The following is a 15,094-nucleotide window of genomic DNA, read 5'->3' as shown; positions in this document are numbered from 1 at the left end:
ACGATGTGCGACCGATCGATTTCGGGATGCCGCAACGAGAAGGTCTCGCCCGGCCATGGTGGCGGGCCATCGCGACGGGACAGACCTCAGGCGTCGAGGCGGGTCAGCGCGTCTTCGGCGGCGACCCAGGCGAGCATCGCGCACTTCACGCGCGCGGTGTAGCGCGAGACCCCGCCGAGCGCGGCGGCATCCTCGAAGAGCTCTTCGTCGATCTCGATCGCGCCACGCGAGCGCAGCGCCTCGCGGAACTGCCCGATGCGCTCGTGCAGCACGGCGGGCGTCCAGTCTTCGGCGAGGCCGGCGAGAAGGGAGGCGGAGGCCTGCGAGATGGCGCAGCCCGAGCCATCCCACGACACGCGCTCGAAGGTGCCGTCGGCGCCGGGATGCAGCTCGAGCGTGATCTCGTCGCCGCAGGTGGGGTTGATCTGATGCGAGCTCGCGGCGGTGTCGCCGCTCAGGGCGCCCTTGCCGTGCGGGTGCTTCGAGTGGTCGAGGATGACCTGCTGGTACAGCGACTGCAGTTCTGACGAGCTCACGCGGCGCCCCCCTCAGGTCCGCCGAAGAAGGCGACGGTCTTCGCGACGGCATCGAGCGCCCGATCCACCTCGGCCTCGGTCGTGTACAGGTAGCCCGAGGCGCGCGTCGACGACGTGACGCCGAGACGGCGGTGCAGCGGCTGCGCGCAGTGGTGCCCGACGCGCACGGCCACGCCGAGATCGTCGAGGAACTGGCCGACGTCGTGCGAGTGCACGCCGGCGACGTCGAAGGAGGCGAGGCCGACGCGGGGGATGCCGGCGGCCGGCCCCAGCAGGCGCACACCCGGGATCGCGGCGAGCCCGGCGGCGAGGCGCTGACCGAGCGCGGCTTCGTGGGCGGCGATGCGATCCATCCCGACCGCCGAGAGGTAGTCGACGGCCGCGGCGAGCGCGATCGACTGCGACACCTTCTGGGTTCCCGCCTCGAAGCGCTGCGGCGCGGGCAGGTACTCGGAGGCCTCGAGGGTCACGGTCGTGATCATCGAGCCGCCGGTGAGGAACGGCGGCAGCGCATCCAGCAGCTCCTGCTTGCCGTAGAGCACGCCGACGCCGGTCGGCCCGAGCATCTTGTGGCCCGAGAAGGCGGCGAAGTCGACATCGAGCGCGTGCAGGTCGACGCGCGCGTGCGGAACCGACTGGCAGGCGTCGAGCACGACGAGCGCTCCGACCTGGCGGGCGCGGGCGACGAGCGTCGCGACCGGGGCGATCGCGCCGGTCACGTTCGACACGTGCGCGAAGGCGAGCACCTTGGTGCGCTCGGTGACGATCTCGTCGAGGCGGTCGAGGTCGAGCACGCCGTCGTCGTCGACGGGGATGATGCGCAGCGTCGCGCCCGTGCGCGCGGCCAGCTCCTGCCAGGGCACGAGGTTGGCGTGGTGCTCGGCCTCGGTGCTGACGATCTCGTCGCCGGGGCCGAGGCGGAAGCGCTCGGCGGCGGCTCCCCCGCGGCCGAGGCTCGCGTTCGAGATGCCGTAGGCGACGAGGTTGATCGCCTCGGTCGCGTTCGACGTCCAGACGATCTCGTCGGGGTCGGCGCCGACGAAGCGGGCGACGCTCGCGCGCGCGTCCTCGAACAGCTCGGTCGCCTCGGCGGCCATGAGGTGCGCGCCTCGATGCACGGCGGCGTTCGAGTGCAGCAGGTAGTCGCGTTCGGCGTCGAGCACGGCGAGCGGACGCTGAGCGGTCGCCCCCGAGTCGAGGTAGGCGAGCGGATGCCCGTTCACCTCGCGCGCGAGGGCCGGGAAGTCGGCGCGGATGCGGGCGACCTCGGCCTCGGTCAGCGGGAGCGCGGCGGCCGGGGTCGCGAGGGCGGGAGCAGGGGTGCTGGATGCGATGCTGGAAGTCATGGGAGGGGCGCGCCGCCGGCGGTCTCGCCGCGCTGGACGCGCCCCTCCAGGGTACCGGCGGCATCCCCATGCCGCCGGGCCCGGTGCGGATGTGACGCCGACCGCGTCACGCCCGCGACGGCGCCGTCGTCGCCACCACGCGGCGACGGCGCCGCGGTCGGATGCCGGACGGGATTCCCGAGCCGGTTCCGCAGTCGGCTTCCCGGGTTCAGCCCTGACGGCCCTTCATGCGCGGGTTCTTCTTGTTGATCACAAAGATCTTGCCGCGGCGCTTGACGACCTGGGCACCCGGCTGGCTGGCGAGGGACTTGATCGAGGCACGCACCTTCATGGCGCTTCCTTTCGGTCGGGGATGCGCGCGGTGTCCACAGGCCCGACGACTCGGACTCCTGGGCTCGGCCGATCGACCGCCATCGCGCATCCGTTTAATGAGAACTGTTGTCGATAACGTAGCATCGTCCGCATGCATTCCCCGCGCTTCCGCATCGTGCTCGGCCCCGACCCGGTCGCCCGCCGCCGCACGGCCGACCGTCTCGCCGAGCTCGACGAGGTGCGCGCCGTGCACCTGCACGACGCCCACGACAGCTGCGCCGACGCCTGCCGCGGCGTCGCCGCAGCCGTCGACGCCGGCATCGAGTCGGGGCGCGGACGCGTCATCAGCGCGCCCGCCGACACTCGGCCGCAGCACCTCCTCGAGCTGCTCGGCAGCGCGGCCGAGCACACGAGCCTCGTGGTGCACGTCGACCCGGCACTGCTGCTGGTCGAGCTCGCCGACGAGCGGCTCATCGACGACGGCGAGCACCAGGGCAGCCTGATCGCCCGCTCGTCGGTGCTGGTCGAGCAGATCGAGCACGCCGGCGCCCTCGTCGTCGACCACCGTCGCGCCCCCGACGCCGACGCGCTCAGCCGGATGCTCGCCCTGCTCAGCCACCTCGCGCCCGACGCGCGCCTGGTGCTGCCGCGCGGGGCGCACTGGCGCGACCGGGTCAGGTCGGCCGGGTCGGCCGGGTCATCGCGCGGACGCTCTGCCGCGCCGCATGCGTCGGGCACCCCCGGAGCGCTGCGCATCCCCGTCGAGCCCGGCTGGGTCAAGGTGCTGAACGGCGACCACGCTCCGTCGTTCGCCGACCCGCGCGTCAGCACGCTGCGCTACACGAACCCCGTGCCATTCCACCCGCGCCGCGTGCTCGCGCTGCTGCAGGGCGGCTGGTCGCACGGCGACTTCGGCGCGATCATCCGCTCGGCCGGCTTCTGCCGCTTCGCGACCCGGCCCGGCGTGACCGGGTTCTGGGATCAGGCGGGCGGCTCGATCGGCATCGAGCCGGCGGCGCGCGACACCGCCGAGGGCCCGCTCAGCGCCGGACAGGATCTCGCGATCACCGGGTTCGCCCTCGACGCGGTCGGCCTCACCGCCGCCCTCGACGCCTGCACGCTGCGGCCGGACGAGCTGCTCGCCGGTCCGGAGCTCTGGGCGAAACTCGTCGACCCCCTGCCGGAGTGGCAGCCGCGGACCTGATCGCGCGCCGATTCGACAGCACTCACGAAGGTCCACCACGAAATCCGTCGTGCCAAACGGCTGAAACCACTGGATTCCGCCGGACAGGCCCCGCTAGCCTGCCGGGAACGACCGCGCCGGAAGGACATCCCGTGCACCGCACCGTCTTCGAACGACAGGCCCCGCCCGCGAGCGCGATCGACCACGCGCTCGCCGACACCCGGCACGAGGTGTTCTGGCTCGACGACGTCGACCGGCCCGCGCATCCGCGCCTCGAGGGCGACCACGACGCCGACCTGGTGATCGTCGGCGGCGGGTACACCGGGCTCTGGACGGCGATCGTCGCGAAGGAGCGCAACCCCGCCCTCACGGTCGTGCTGCTCGAGGGCAAGCGGATCGGCTGGGCCGCGTCGGGACGCAACGGCGGCTTCGTCGAGGCGAGCCTCACCCACGGCGAGGAGAACGGCCAGCGCCGCTGGCCCGAGGAGCTGCCGCTGCTCGACGCCCTGGGCCTGCAGAACCTCGACGAGATCGAGGCCACGATCGCCCGCTACGACATGAAGGTGGATGCGCAGCGCACCGGCACCCTGGCGCTCGCCGTCGAGCCGCACCAGGTCGAGTGGCTGCGCGAGGAGCCCGTCGACGACGACCACGTCTTCCTCGACGAGTCCGCCGTGCGCGCCGAGGTGAACTCGCCCACCTATCTCGCCGCCACCTGGGACAAGCGCGGCACGCTGCTCGCGCATCCCGGCAAGCTCGCGATCGAGCTGGCCCGCGTCGCGGTCGGACTCGGCGTCGAGATCTTCGAGCACTCCCCCGCCCGCTCGATCGACGACGACCCGAGCGGCCCCGCGGACGCGGGCGTCATCGTCGCGACCTCGCGCGGCTCGGTGCGCGCCGAGCAGGCCGTGCTGGCGACCAACGTCTTCCCGTCGCTGCTCAAGCGCAACCGGCTCATGACCGTGCCGGTCTACGACTACGTGCTCGCGACCGAGCCGCTGGATCCCGCCCAGCTGGCCTCCATCGGCTGGACGAACCGGCAGGGCCTCGCCGATGTCGCCAATCAGTTCCACTACTACCGGATGACCGCCGACGACCGGATCGTCTTCGGCGGCTACGACGCGATCTACCACTACGGCGGCCGCGTGCGGGAGTCGTACGAGGATCGCCCCGAGTCGTACCGCAAGCTCGCCTCGCACCTGCTGACGACCTTCCCGCAGCTGGAGGGCATCCGCTTCAGCCACCGCTGGGCGGGCGCGATCGACACCAGCACCCGCTTCTGCGCCTTCTACGGCACCGCCCGCGGCGGCCGCGTCGCCTACGCCGCCGGCTTCACCGGGCTCGGCGTCGCCGCGACCCGCTTCGCCGCGCAGGTCATGCTCGACCAGCTCGACGGCGCCGACACCGAGCGCACGCGGCTGCGGATGGTGCGCGAGCGTCCGCTGCCCTTCCCGCCCGAGCCGGCCGCCTCGATGGGCATCAACGCGACCCGCTGGTCGCTCGACCGCGCCGACCACAGCGAGGGCCGCCGCAACGTGCTGCTCAAGGCGCTCGACGCGGTCGGGCTGGGGTTCGACTCGTGACGCCGGGCGACGGCGTCGGGTTCACGCCGGCGGAGCACGTGGATGCGCTGGGGCTCGCCCTCGATCACGAGGCGCTGCCCGTCGACGAGGTCGAGTCCGGCGCGCCGACGACCGGGGTCTCGGAGCTCGGGACGCTGCCGGGCGGCGCGGCTGACGCCGGGTCGGGATCGGGATCGGGCTCGGGCTCGGGCTCGGGCGCCGTCGACTACGGCATCTGGGAGATGAGCGTCGGCGCCGCCCACGACGTCGAGGCCGACGAGCTCTTCGTCGTGCTCGCCGGGCGCGGCACGGTCGAGTTCCTGGATGCCGAACCGGGCTCGGCCGAGCGCATCCTCGACCTCGCCGCGGGCTCGGTCGTGCGCCTCCACGCCGGCCAGCGCACCCTCTGGACGATCACCGAGCCCCTGCGGAAGGTCTACGTCACGCCGAGCGTGTGACGTCAGGCGCCGGCATCGGCCCTGTCGCCGCCGCTCACGCGTCGAGACGCGACGCGACCTCGCCGAGGCGCCCGCGCGCATCCACCGCTCCCGGCCCCAGGTCGGGGTTGCCGGTGATGCGCTCGATCTCGCCGTCGAACCAGAAGTAGAGATCGGGGCTGATGAGGCCGCCGGGCAGCGGACCGTACTCGCCGCTCGCGAAGCCGTCGACGACGGCCTTCAGCTGGCCGACGGCGACGAGCGACTGCGCGTCGCGCACGACGATCAGAGCGATGAGGCTGCGGTGCGGCACCGCGAAGATCACGCCGTGCGGCGCCGGTCCGACCTCGGTGCGCACCAGATGCTCCATGTTCGCGACCTTCGTCGCGATGAACAGCGAGTCGCCGACCAGGATCGTGATCTCGGAGCTGAGCGCGTCGCGCTCGTCGATCGGCTCGGCATCCGCGTTGCGCTGACCGAGCTCGTAGGCCTCGTCGAGGCCGATCGCGAGATCGCCCAGCGCCGCCCCGGTCAGAGTCGCGACCGTGTCGGGGAAGTCGATGCCGAGCGCCAGCACGAGCCCGGGCGCGAGGGGACGGGCGTAGCCGAGGTCGGTGGGATCCTCCGGGCCGAGATCGGCGAGCAGCCGGGTGCGGATCTGCGTGCGCAGCGCCTCGGCGTCGAGCACCGCGTCGCGGTCGGAGTGCATCGCCGCGTCGACGATCGCGATGTGGTTCTGCACGATCTCCGGCCACTGCCGCTGCGGCGCTCCGTGGCACTGGGCGATCAGGTTGCCCAGCTGGTAGGTCGTGCTCCCGTCCGCGCGCAGCAGCGGATTCGCCGGATCACCGGTCGACTCGAGCACGGTCTCGATCCCCCGCTCGGCGAGCGCGGTGCGCGCCAGTCGGGTCACCTCAGCGACCAGGTCGTCCTCCGACGGCTTCCTGCCGAACCAGCCCATGCGCATCCCCCTCGACCCGGCCACCGTAGACCGCGCCGGCGACGGATGAGCGGATCTCACGCGGCGGTTCGATCGAGGCCGCCCGGGAAACACGGAAGCCCCGGTCTCACGACCGGGGCTTCCAACGGAGCCACCTGAGAGAATCGAACTCTCGACCTATTCATTACGAGTGAATCGCTCTACCAACTGAGCTAAGGCGGCGTGCGCCGCGAACGGCGGCACGGGAAACGAGCATAGCCGATGCGAGCGGGTGCTCCTGCACCACATCCGCGGGTCAGGCGCCGACAGCTCGTCGCCCGGGTCAGCCCGGGGTCAGCCTTCGAGGCGGATCGTCTCGCGCAGCGCGGCGAAGGCGCGGCGCACCATCGTCGCCAGGTCGTCGTCGCCCTCGTGGTCGGCCCAGGCGATCCAGGCGTGACGCAGTGCGCCCGACGCCGAGAAGACGAGCAGGCGCGCGCGCAGGAACGCGGCCTCGGCATCCGCGAAGGTCTCCGGGTGCTGCGCCGCGAGACGCTGCGCGACGACTCCGGCGAGCTCGAGCTCGTACTCGCGCATGCCGGTCATGCGCTGGGCGACGAGCTGCGGCGACACCTTGACCAGCTCGCGACGCAGCAGCACGACCTCGCGGTCGGCGAGCGTCGCATCCACCGAGGCCACGACGAGTTCGGCGAGGTCGTCGAGCAGCAGCCCGCGCGCGGCGACGAAGGTCTGGATGTGCTCGGCCGCCGGCAGCGAGGGCAGCTCGCCCGAGACCGCCTCCTCCTTCGACGCGAAGTAGTTGAAGAAGGTGCGCGGCGAGACGTCGGCGAGACGGCTGATCTCGTCGACCGTCGCGCCCTCGAGGCCGCGCTCCTTGACGAGCTGCGCGGCCGCGAGCAGGATCGCGCGGCGGGTGGCGCGGCGCTTGCGCTCGCGCAGGCCGACCGGCTCGTCGGCGTCGGACGCGGGGGCGGTGGTGTCGCGGAAGTCGCTCATCAGCAGTCCGGGTCCTTCGTCGGAACCTTGTCGTCGAGGAAGAAGCCGTCGACCGCGTTGTTCACGCAGGAGTTCGACTTGTTGTACGCCGTGTGGCCCTCGCCGTTGTAGGTGACGAGGTGGCCGTTCTGCAGCTGCTTCGCCATCGCCTGCGCCCACACGTACGGGGTGGCCGGGTCGTTCGTGGTGCCGACGACGATGATCGGCGCCGAGCCGTCGGCGCTGATCGCGACGCGGTCACGCGTCCCCTGGAACGGCCAGCCGACGCATCCGGCGCCGCCGAAGGCCATCTGCGGTCCGAACAGCGGCGCCTCGTCGGCGAGCTGCACCGCCTGCTGGCGCATCGTCGCCGGATCGGAGTCGTCGTTCTTGTAGTCGAGGCAGTTGATCGAGATGAACGCCTCGGTCGAGTTGTCGGCGTAGTCGCCCTTGTCGTCGCGCGAGTAGTACGCGTCGGCGAGCTGGAAGGCGACCTGCGCGCTGCCGCTGAACACGTCGGAGAACAGCTGGTCGAGATAGGGCCAGCTCTCCTTGCTGTAGAGCGGGTAGATGATCGCGGTGAACAGCGCGCTCGTGCCCAGCTCGCGGCCGTCGCTGTCCAGGATCGGGCTCTGCTGCACGCTGCCGAACAGCTGCTCGACCTCGGCGACCGAGTCGTCGACCGAGCTGGCGAAGGGGCATCCCTTCCGCGTCAGGCAGTCCTTGAGGTAGGCGCGGAACGCGCTCTCGAAGCCCTTCGCCTGCGTGAGCGTCACATCGAAGTCGCTCGTCGCCGGGTCGAGGGCGCCGTCGAGCACGAGGTGGCCGGTCTTCTTCGGGAACAGGTCGGCGTAGGTCGCGCCGAGGAAGGTGCCGTAGGAGTAGCCGAGGTAGTTGAGCTTCTTGTCGCCCAGTGCCGCGCGCAGCATGTCGAGGTCGCGCGCCGCGCTGACCGTGTCGACATGGCCGAGCAGCTCGCCGGTGCCCTTGAGGCAGTCCTGCCCGAACTGCTGGTTGCTCTTCTCCGCCGCCGCGAGCCACTCGTCGCTGCCCGGCGTTCCCGGGGTGATCCCGTAGATGTACTCGTCGAAGGCCTTCGGGTCGGTGTAGCAGCTGACCGCGCTCGAGTGCCCGACCCCACGGGGGTCGAAGCCGACGATGTCGTAGCTGGCCTGCAGCTTCTTGCTCGTCGCGTAGTCGACGCTGTCGCGCACGAAGTCGTAGCCCGATCCGCCCGGTCCGCCGGGGTTGATCAGCAGCGAGCCCTTCGCGTTCCCGCTCGTGGCCGGCTGACGGATGAGCGCCAGGTCGATCGACTCCCCACCCGGGTCGGCCCAGTCGAGGGGGGCCTTCGCGGTGGCGCACTGCATGCCGTCGCTGCAGCCCTTCCAGGAGAGCTTCTGCTGGTAGTAGGGCTTGAGCGCCGCATCCACCTTCTCGTCCGACGGAGTCGAGGTGCGGCTGCCCTGCGGCGGCATGAACCACTGCACGCAGCCGCTCAGCCCGACCGCGAGCGCGGCGGCCAGGGCGACGACGGCGAGACCGCGGCGACGGCCGCTCACGGCGCGCCGATCTCGCACGGAGACGGCGGGGTCGTCGGGGTGGGCGGATGCTCGGCTCATGCTGCGGCTCCGGAGCTCGGGCGGCTGCGCACCGCGGTGATCAGGGCGGCCTCGAGGGCGAGGGCAGGGGCGACGTTGCCGGTGATGCGCTCGCGCGCCTCGGCCAGGCCGTCGAGGGTGGCGAGCGTCTGCGGCGCCGAGCAGGTCGCGGCGGCGGCCTCGAGCTTGTCGAGGATCGCGAGGTTCACGAGCTGCGCGCGGTCGAGGTCGAGCCCGAGCTGCAGCAGCAGGATGTCGCGGTAGAGCGAGAGCAGGTCGACGAGGATGCGGTCGATGCCGTCGCGCAGACTGCGGGTCGCGCGGCGCTTCTGGTCTTCTTCGAGGTTCTTGAGCTGGCTGCGCAGCGCCGGCGGCACGGTTCCGCCGGGTTCGATGCCGAGCGAGCGCAGCACCTCGTCGCGTTCGCGGTGATCGCGCTCCTCGGTGATCGCGCTCGCGTCGGCGCCGGCGACCTCGAGCAGCTCGGCGGCCGCGCGCACGGCGCCGGGCACCGAGCGCAGGCCGAGCGCCAGGTCGAGGGTGCTGCTGCGGCGGCGGCGCGCTTCGTCGTCGGTCGCGAGGCGACGCGCCATGCCGATGTGCGACTGGGCCTCGCGGGCGGCGCGCGCGGCGACATCCGCCGGCACGCCCTCCCGACGGGCGATGAGCTCGGCGACCTCGTCGACGGTGGGGATGCCGAGGCGCACGCTGCGCACGCGCGAGCGGATCGTGGGCAGCAGGTCGGCCTCGCTGGGGGCGCAGAGGATCCAGATGGTGCGCTCCGGCGGCTCTTCGAGCGCCTTGAGCAGCACGTTGCTGGTGCGCTCGGGCATCCGGTCGGCATCTTCGATGACGATCACGCGGTAGCGGCCGACCGACGGTGAGAACTGGCTCGCCGTGACGAGCTTGCGCACCTCGTCGATCGTGATGACGACCTTCTCGGTGCTGAGCACGGAGAGGTCGGGATGCGTGCGGGCGTCGACCTGCGCGTCGGTCGCCTCCTCCTGCCCGGGCCGGGCGAGGAGCGCGCTGGCGAAGGCGTAGGCGAGGGTCGAGCGGCCGGAGCCGGGAGGGCCCGTGATCAGCCAGGAGTGGGCGAGGCCCTGCCCGGTCTCGGCGGCGCGGCGCACGGAGGCGACGGCATCAGCCTGGCCGATGAGGTCGTTCCAGCCCATGGGATCCTCTCGCTGCGCCGGCGGGCTGTCGCTTCTCGGTCGACTCGGAGATCGGTCGAGTCGGTGATCGGTCGAGCAAGAAGCGGGTGCCGGTCGGGTCGCGCTCAGCCTAACCGGCGCATCCGACGTGATCCGGTGAGGCGGGTGGGGTCAGCTCCCGGCGCTGCGGCGTTCGAGCAGCTGCTCGACGCGGGCGCGGATGTCGGCGGCGATCTCGTCGATCGTGCGGCGCGCATCCAGCACGAGGAAGCGCTCGGGCTCGGCGGCGGCGAGTTCGAGATACGCGGCGCGCACCCGGCCGTGGAAGTCGCTCTTCTCGGCCTCGAGCCGGTCGTAGCGGTCGCGGGCGGCGTCCAGTCGCCCGCGCCCCTCGCCCTCGTGCAGGTCGAGCAGCACGGTGAGATCGGGCAGCAGCCCCTCGGCGGCCCACAGCGACAGGTCGCGGATCTCGGTGCCGTCGAGCACGCGGCCGGCGCCCTGGTAGGCGACGGAGGAGTCGAGGTAGCGGTCCTGCAGCACGACCTCGCCGCGCTCGAGCGCGGGACGCACGACCGTGGCGATGTGGTGCGCGCGGTCGGCGGCGTAGATCAGCGCCTCGGCGCGCGGGGCGATGTAGCCGCGGCGGTGCAGCACGATCTCGCGCAGCTCGAGCCCGAGCTCGCTGCCGCCGGGTTCGCGCGTGCGCGTCAGCGTCTCGCCGCGTTCGGCGAGCCAGTCGGCGAGGATGCCCTGCTGCGTGGTCTTGCCCGAGCCGTCGCCGCCCTCGAACGTGATGAAGAGGCCGGCGGCGGTCACTGCGTCCGTCACGTCTCCGCGGTCACTTCTTCTTGGTGGCGGTGGTGCGCTTCGCGGGGGCGCGCTCGGCGGGGGCCTTCTTCTTGACCGGCCCCTTGGCGCGCTTGTCGGCGATCAGCTGCACGGCGCGCTCGAAGTCGACGTCGTCGACCTCCTCGCCGCGCGGGATGGTCGCGTTCGTCTCGCCGTCGGTGACGTACGGGCCGAAGCGGCCGTCCTTGATCTTGATCGGCTTGCCGCTGACCGGGTCGGCGTCGAACTCCTTGAGCGCGCTGGAGGCACGGCGGTTGCCGTACTTCGGCTGCGCGAGCAGCTCGAGGGCGCTGGTCAGGTCGATCGCGAAGATCTGGTCTTCGCTCTCGAGCGAGCGGGTCTCGGTGCCCTTCTTGAGGTAGGCGCCGTAGCGACCGTTCTGCGCCGTGATCTCGGCGTCGTCGGCCGGGTCTGTGCCGACCACGCGGGGCAGCGTGAGCAGCTTGAGCGCGGTCTCGAAGTCGATCGTGGCCGGGTCCATGCTCTTGAAGAGGGATGCGGTGCGCGGCTTGACCGCGGCCTCCTTCTTCGCGCCGCGCTTGGGCTTCGGCTTCTCCTCGGCCGGGACGACCTCGCCGGTGGCGGCGTCGACGACGGGCTCCGGCTCGGGCTCGAGCTCGGTCACGTAGGGGCCGAAGCGGCCGTCCTTGACGACGATCTGCTTGCCGTTGGCCGGGTCGGTGCCGAGCACGCGGTCGCCGATCACGGGGGCGTCGACGAGCTCGCGGGCCTTGGCCGGGGTGAGCTCGTCAGGAGCGAGCTCCTGGGGGATGTTGACACGGCGCGGCGTCTCCGATCCCTCTTCGACGACCTCGAGGTACGGGCCGTACTTGCCGATGCGCAGCGTGATGTCGTCGCTGATGCGCACCGAGTTGATGTCGCGCGCGTCGATCTCGCCGAGGTTGTCGACGACGCCGCGCAGTCCCTGGTGGGCGTCGTTGCCGAAGTAGAAGCCGTTCAGCCAGTCGGTGCGATCCTGCTCGCCGCCCGCGATGCGGTCGAGGTCGCCCTCCATCGCGGCCGTGAAGTCGTACTGCACGAGCTCGCTGAAGTGGTCTTCGAGCAGCCGGACGACGCTGAACGCGATCCAGTTCGGCACGAGCGCGGTGCCGCGCGGGGTGACGTAGCCGCGGTCGACGATCGTCGAGATGATCGCGGCGTAGGTCGACGGGCGCCCGATGCCGAGCTCCTCGAGCGTCTTGACCAGGCTCGCCTCGGTGTAGCGCGGCGGCGGGCTGGTCTCGTGGCCCTTGGCCTCGACGTCCTGCGCGTGCAGCGCCTGGCCCTCGGCCAGCTCGGGCAGACGCGACTCGTTGGGCTCGGCCGGGGTGTCGCGGTCGTCGTCGCGCGACTCCTCGTAGGCGGCGAGGAAGCCGCGGAAGGTGATGACAGTGCCGGATGCGGTGAGCTCGGCGGTGCCGTTCTCGGGCGTCGCGGCCTCGATCGTGACGGTCGCGGTGGAGCCGCGGGCGTCGGCCATCTGCGAGGCGACGGTGCGCTTCCAGATGAGGTCGTAGAGCTTGAGCTCGTTGCCGCGCAGCGTGCCGGTGAGCGAGTCGGGGGTGCGGAAGGTGTCGCCCGAGGGACGGATCGCCTCGTGCGCCTCCTGCGCGTTCTTCGACTTGCCGCTGTAGACGCGCGGCTTCTCGGGGATCGTGTCGGCGCCGTAGAGCTTGGTCGCCTGCGCGCGGGCCGCGTCGATCGCCTGCTTCGAGAGCCCGGGCGAGTCGGTGCGCATATAGGTGATGAAGCCGTTCTCGTAGAGCGACTGCGCGGTGCTCATGGTCTGGCGCGCGGTGAAGCGCAGCTTGCGCGCGGCCTCCTGCTGCAGCGTCGAGGTCGTGAACGGCGCGGCGGGGCGGCGCGTGTAGGGCTTCGTCTCGAGCTTGGCGACCGCGAGCTTCGCGCGGTCGTCGCGGATGCCGGCGGCGAGCGCCTCGGCGGCGGCCTGGTCGAGCGCGACGGCCTCGCCCTTGAGGGCGCCGGCGTCGGTGAAGTCGCGGCCGGTGGCGACGCGCTTGCCGTCGAGGCGGGCGAGTCGGGCCGCGAAGTGCGGGGCGCCGTCGGTCGCGGCGGTGGCGAGCTCGACGTCGAGATCCCAGTAGCTGGCGGTGACGAACGCGAGGCGCTCGCGCTCGCGCTCGACGACGAGGCGGGTCGCGGCCGACTGCACGCGGCCGGCGGAGAGGCCGGGCCCGATCTTGCGCCAGAGCACGGGCGAGACCTCGTAGCCGTAGAGGCGGTCGAGGATGCGGCGGGTCTCCTGCGCGTCGACGAGCGCGGTGTCGAGCTCGCGGGTGTTCTGCTGCGCGGCCTGGATCGCATCCTTGGTGATCTCGTGGAACACCATGCGCTTCACGGGCACCTTGGGCTTCAGCACCTCGAGCAGGTGCCAGGCGATGGCCTCTCCCTCGCGGTCTTCATCCGTTGCGAGGTAGAGCTCGTCGGCCTCCTTCAGCGCCTTCTTGAGATCGGTGACGGTGCGCTTCTTCTCGTCGCTGACGACGTAATAGGGCGCGAAGCCGTTCTCGACGTCGATCGAGAACTTGCCGAGCGGGCCCTTCTTGAGCTCGGCGGGCAGGTTCTTCGGCTCGATCAGGTCGCGGATGTGACCGACCGAGGCCTGCACCTCGTAGCCGTCGCCGAGGTACTGGGCGATCGTCTTGGCCTTCGCCGGCGACTCGACGATGACCAGCTTCTTCGTGGCGGGCACGGGGCTCCTTAAGAACAGAGAGGGACGCGCGGATGCCGTGGTCGAAAGAGCCGGGCCCCCGAGCGACTCGACCGGCGGCGCGGTGAGCGCGGTCGGCCGGGTGTTTCGAGGCACACCATACACATCTCCGGCTGTCAAGTGCTTTCCCCTCCACCCGGACCACGGCTGTCGTCGCCGCGCCCGGAGCCCGGCGCGCCGTCCGGCGGCGGCCCGGCTCGCGCTCGGGCGACGAGGGGGATGCCGGCGAAGTCGCCGCGCACCTCGACTGTCGCCTCGGCGCCTTCGATGCGGCAGTCGGCGAGCGCCGCGCGGTGCTCACCGGCCAGGCGTGCCGCCTGCGTGCACGGGTCGCCGGAGACGGCTCCAGATGCGGTGTCGGCGGCGGCGAGGGCGGCCGCATCCGCCGCCGCGATCATCCGCTGGCGCTCGGTGAGCCCGGCGCCGAGTCCGACCACGGCGAGGGCGATCCCGGCTGTGACGACCACGATGCCCACCCCGGCGATTCCGCCGCTCATGTCGCCGCGTCCGTCAGAGCGTGCGCCCCGATCCCCGCGCCGATCGCTCTCGCAAGCCCGCTCCCGGCGTCCGTCATGGTCGACACCGTGCTCTCAGCGCCCGCCGCCGAGGGCGCAGCCCCGGGCGCTGACCTCGAGGCCGAGGGCTCCCGCCGCGCCCGAGGCACGGGCTGTCACCGTCGCGCAGACGAGATCGCCGTCATCGCTGCGCGTGACGCTCGCGGAGCCGAGGGCGCGCCCGGCCAGCGTCGCGTCGTCGCCGCGCGCCCAGGAGCGAGCGGCGTCGGCCGCCGCGTCCTGCGCGCGCAGCTGGGTCGCGGCGAGCTGCACCGCGCCGAGGCAGAGAGCGAGGGCGGCGAGCACGGCCGGCAGCACGATCGCGAACTCGGCGGCGGCACCGCCGTGCTCGCTGCGGAGGCGTACGTTCGAGCCGGAGCCGCGACGCGATCCGATCTGCGCCGTGGGGTGCACTGCCGATTCGAGCTCCGACTCGAGCCCGAGGGCCCGCTCGATCGCGAGCTCGCCCGCATCCGCTCCGCGCCGCCCTCGCCCGCTCATCCGGCGACCGTCAGCGCCTTGTGCACGAGATCGGTGAGGATCTTCTGCACCTCGCCCGACTTGAGGATCACGACCAGCAGCCCGGCGAAGCCGACCGCCGCCATGATCGTGATCGCGTACTCCGCGGTCGCGGCACCGCCGTCGTCGGCGAGTCGGGCGCGGATGCCGCCGCGCTGCGGAGCGATCCAGCGCTCCGGCGCGAACGCCACCGCGGATGCCGGTCCGGGTGTCGGCGCGACCGCCGCCGCCCGGGATGCGGGCATGCGCCCGCCGTTCTGCTCGCTCATCGCTGCTCCTTACTTCTCCGTGTCGTGTCGGAGGGTCGTATCGGTGATGTCACCGGCACCGCCGGATGGCGGACCGGGTGGGGCTGCGGCACGAGCAGGTCAAGACTGCCCGCCGTCGCCGAGGCA

The 15,094-nt window shown here is 72.2% G+C and carries 15 protein-coding genes and 1 tRNA gene; 3 read left to right on the top strand and 13 right to left on the bottom strand.

The features are described from left to right. Positions 1 to 86 precede the first annotated feature (86 nt). The 3 genes from sufU to ykgO all read right to left on the bottom strand — a co-directional run bounded on the left by sufU (position 87) and on the right by ykgO (position 2,213). Positions 87 to 536: a Fe-S cluster assembly sulfur transfer protein SufU gene (sufU, locus tag BJ979_RS06420; protein WP_179566293.1), complete on the bottom strand. Its 450-nt coding sequence runs from the start codon at positions 534 to 536 to the stop codon at positions 87 to 89. After that, positions 533 to 1,882 (bottom strand): aminotransferase class V-fold PLP-dependent enzyme, encoded by a 1,350-nt coding sequence (locus BJ979_RS06415; RefSeq protein ID WP_179566291.1) that lies wholly within the window; start codon positions 1,880 to 1,882, stop codon positions 533 to 535. The genes sufU and BJ979_RS06415 overlap by 4 nt, the downstream gene beginning before the upstream one ends. Positions 1,883 to 2,090: 208 nt before the next feature. After that, complete coding sequence (gene ykgO / locus BJ979_RS06410) at positions 2,091 to 2,213, bottom strand: type B 50S ribosomal protein L36 (protein ID WP_179566289.1); 123 nt, start codon at positions 2,211 to 2,213, stop codon at positions 2,091 to 2,093. 132 nt (positions 2,214 to 2,345) lie between these two features. Between ykgO and BJ979_RS06405 the strand changes: the two genes are divergently transcribed. From BJ979_RS06405 to BJ979_RS06395, 3 genes are all read left to right on the top strand, one after another. Next, on the top strand, positions 2,346 to 3,398 hold the full coding sequence (locus tag BJ979_RS06405; protein ID WP_179566287.1) for a GTP-binding protein: 1,053 nt from the start codon (positions 2,346 to 2,348) through the stop codon (positions 3,396 to 3,398). A gap of 131 nt (positions 3,399 to 3,529) precedes the next feature. Further along, complete coding sequence (locus tag BJ979_RS06400; RefSeq protein WP_179566285.1) at positions 3,530 to 4,960, top strand: NAD(P)/FAD-dependent oxidoreductase; 1,431 nt, start codon at positions 3,530 to 3,532, stop codon at positions 4,958 to 4,960. Then, on the top strand, positions 4,957 to 5,397 hold the full coding sequence (locus tag BJ979_RS06395; RefSeq protein ID WP_343046618.1) for a cupin domain-containing protein: 441 nt from the start codon (positions 4,957 to 4,959) through the stop codon (positions 5,395 to 5,397). The genes BJ979_RS06400 and BJ979_RS06395 overlap by 4 nt, the downstream gene beginning before the upstream one ends. Positions 5,398 to 5,431: 34 nt before the next feature. Here the strand turns inward: BJ979_RS06395 and BJ979_RS06390 are convergent, their stop codons facing one another. From BJ979_RS06390 to BJ979_RS06345, 10 genes are all read right to left on the bottom strand, one after another. Further along, the gene (locus tag BJ979_RS06390; RefSeq protein ID WP_179566283.1) at positions 5,432 to 6,337 is read right to left on the bottom strand and encodes a DUF1444 domain-containing protein; all 906 of its coding nucleotides are present in this window, start codon (positions 6,335 to 6,337) and stop codon (positions 5,432 to 5,434) included. Between the two features lie 128 nt (positions 6,338 to 6,465). Beyond that, a tRNA-Thr gene (locus BJ979_RS06385) sits at positions 6,466 to 6,538 on the bottom strand. A 111-nt stretch (positions 6,539 to 6,649) separates the two neighbouring features. Beyond that, a complete protein-coding gene (locus tag BJ979_RS06380) occupies positions 6,650 to 7,312 on the bottom strand; it encodes a TetR/AcrR family transcriptional regulator (RefSeq protein WP_179566281.1) in 663 nt (220 codons plus the stop codon). Then, positions 7,312 to 8,913, bottom strand: coding sequence for an alpha/beta hydrolase (locus tag BJ979_RS06375; RefSeq protein ID WP_179566280.1), 1,602 nt, complete (start codon positions 8,911 to 8,913; stop codon positions 7,312 to 7,314). Before BJ979_RS06375 ends, BJ979_RS06380 begins: the two co-directional genes overlap by 1 nt. Next, the gene (locus BJ979_RS06370) at positions 8,910 to 10,067 is read right to left on the bottom strand and encodes a DNA polymerase III subunit delta' (RefSeq protein WP_179566279.1); all 1,158 of its coding nucleotides are present in this window, start codon (positions 10,065 to 10,067) and stop codon (positions 8,910 to 8,912) included. The genes BJ979_RS06375 and BJ979_RS06370 overlap by 4 nt, the downstream gene beginning before the upstream one ends. A gap of 150 nt (positions 10,068 to 10,217) precedes the next feature. Further along, positions 10,218 to 10,874, bottom strand: a complete 657-nt coding sequence (gene tmk, locus BJ979_RS06365; RefSeq protein ID WP_343046617.1) for a dTMP kinase — start codon at positions 10,872 to 10,874, stop codon at positions 10,218 to 10,220. Between the two features lie 10 nt (positions 10,875 to 10,884). Continuing rightward, positions 10,885 to 13,608: a type I DNA topoisomerase gene (gene topA / locus BJ979_RS06360; protein WP_179566278.1), complete on the bottom strand. Its 2,724-nt coding sequence runs from the start codon at positions 13,606 to 13,608 to the stop codon at positions 10,885 to 10,887. Between the two features lie 134 nt (positions 13,609 to 13,742). After that, positions 13,743 to 14,123 (bottom strand): Rv3654c family TadE-like protein, encoded by a 381-nt coding sequence (locus tag BJ979_RS06355; protein WP_179566277.1) that lies wholly within the window; start codon positions 14,121 to 14,123, stop codon positions 13,743 to 13,745. 93 nt (positions 14,124 to 14,216) lie between these two features. Further along, positions 14,217 to 14,681: a TadE family type IV pilus minor pilin gene (locus BJ979_RS17535; protein WP_246286704.1), complete on the bottom strand. Its 465-nt coding sequence runs from the start codon at positions 14,679 to 14,681 to the stop codon at positions 14,217 to 14,219. After that, positions 14,678 to 14,968 carry a DUF4244 domain-containing protein gene (locus tag BJ979_RS06345; RefSeq protein WP_246286703.1) on the bottom strand — a complete coding sequence of 97 codons (291 nt, stop codon included), beginning with the start codon at positions 14,966 to 14,968 and terminating at the stop codon, positions 14,678 to 14,680. Before BJ979_RS06345 ends, BJ979_RS17535 begins: the two co-directional genes overlap by 4 nt. Positions 14,969 to 15,094 lie beyond the last annotated feature (126 nt).

Origin of the sequence: Schumannella luteola, from assembly GCF_013408685.1 — a bacterium.
Classification (GTDB): domain Bacteria; phylum Actinomycetota; class Actinomycetes; order Actinomycetales; family Microbacteriaceae; genus Schumannella; species Schumannella luteola.
The sequence above is the reverse complement of the archived record's forward strand: the minus strand, read 5'-3'. Positions and strand labels throughout refer to the sequence as shown.

What these genes read in the sequence shown, in the direction of transcription:
- BJ979_RS06415 (WP_179566291.1), bottom strand. Translation starts at nt 1,882, where the DNA reads ATGACTTCCAGCATCGCATCCAGCACCCCTGCTCCCGCCCTCGCGACC.
- ykgO (WP_179566289.1), bottom strand. Translation starts at nt 2,213, where the DNA reads ATGAAGGTGCGTGCCTCGATCAAGTCCCTCGCCAGCCAGCCGGGTGCC.
- BJ979_RS06405 (WP_179566287.1), top strand. Translation starts at nt 2,346, where the DNA reads ATGCATTCCCCGCGCTTCCGCATCGTGCTCGGCCCCGACCCGGTCGCC.
- BJ979_RS06390 (WP_179566283.1), bottom strand. Translation starts at nt 6,337, where the DNA reads ATGGGCTGGTTCGGCAGGAAGCCGTCGGAGGACGACCTGGTCGCTGAG.
- BJ979_RS06380 (WP_179566281.1), bottom strand. Translation starts at nt 7,312, where the DNA reads ATGAGCGACTTCCGCGACACCACCGCCCCCGCGTCCGACGCCGACGAG.
- BJ979_RS06375 (WP_179566280.1), bottom strand. Translation starts at nt 8,913, where the DNA reads ATGAGCCGAGCATCCGCCCACCCCGACGACCCCGCCGTCTCCGTGCGA.
- BJ979_RS06370 (WP_179566279.1), bottom strand. Translation starts at nt 10,067, where the DNA reads ATGGGCTGGAACGACCTCATCGGCCAGGCTGATGCCGTCGCCTCCGTG.
- BJ979_RS06355 (WP_179566277.1), bottom strand. Translation starts at nt 14,123, where the DNA reads ATGAGCGGCGGAATCGCCGGGGTGGGCATCGTGGTCGTCACAGCCGGG.
- BJ979_RS17535 (WP_246286704.1), bottom strand. Translation starts at nt 14,681, where the DNA reads ATGAGCGGGCGAGGGCGGCGCGGAGCGGATGCGGGCGAGCTCGCGATC.
- BJ979_RS06345 (WP_246286703.1), bottom strand. Translation starts at nt 14,968, where the DNA reads ATGAGCGAGCAGAACGGCGGGCGCATGCCCGCATCCCGGGCGGCGGCG.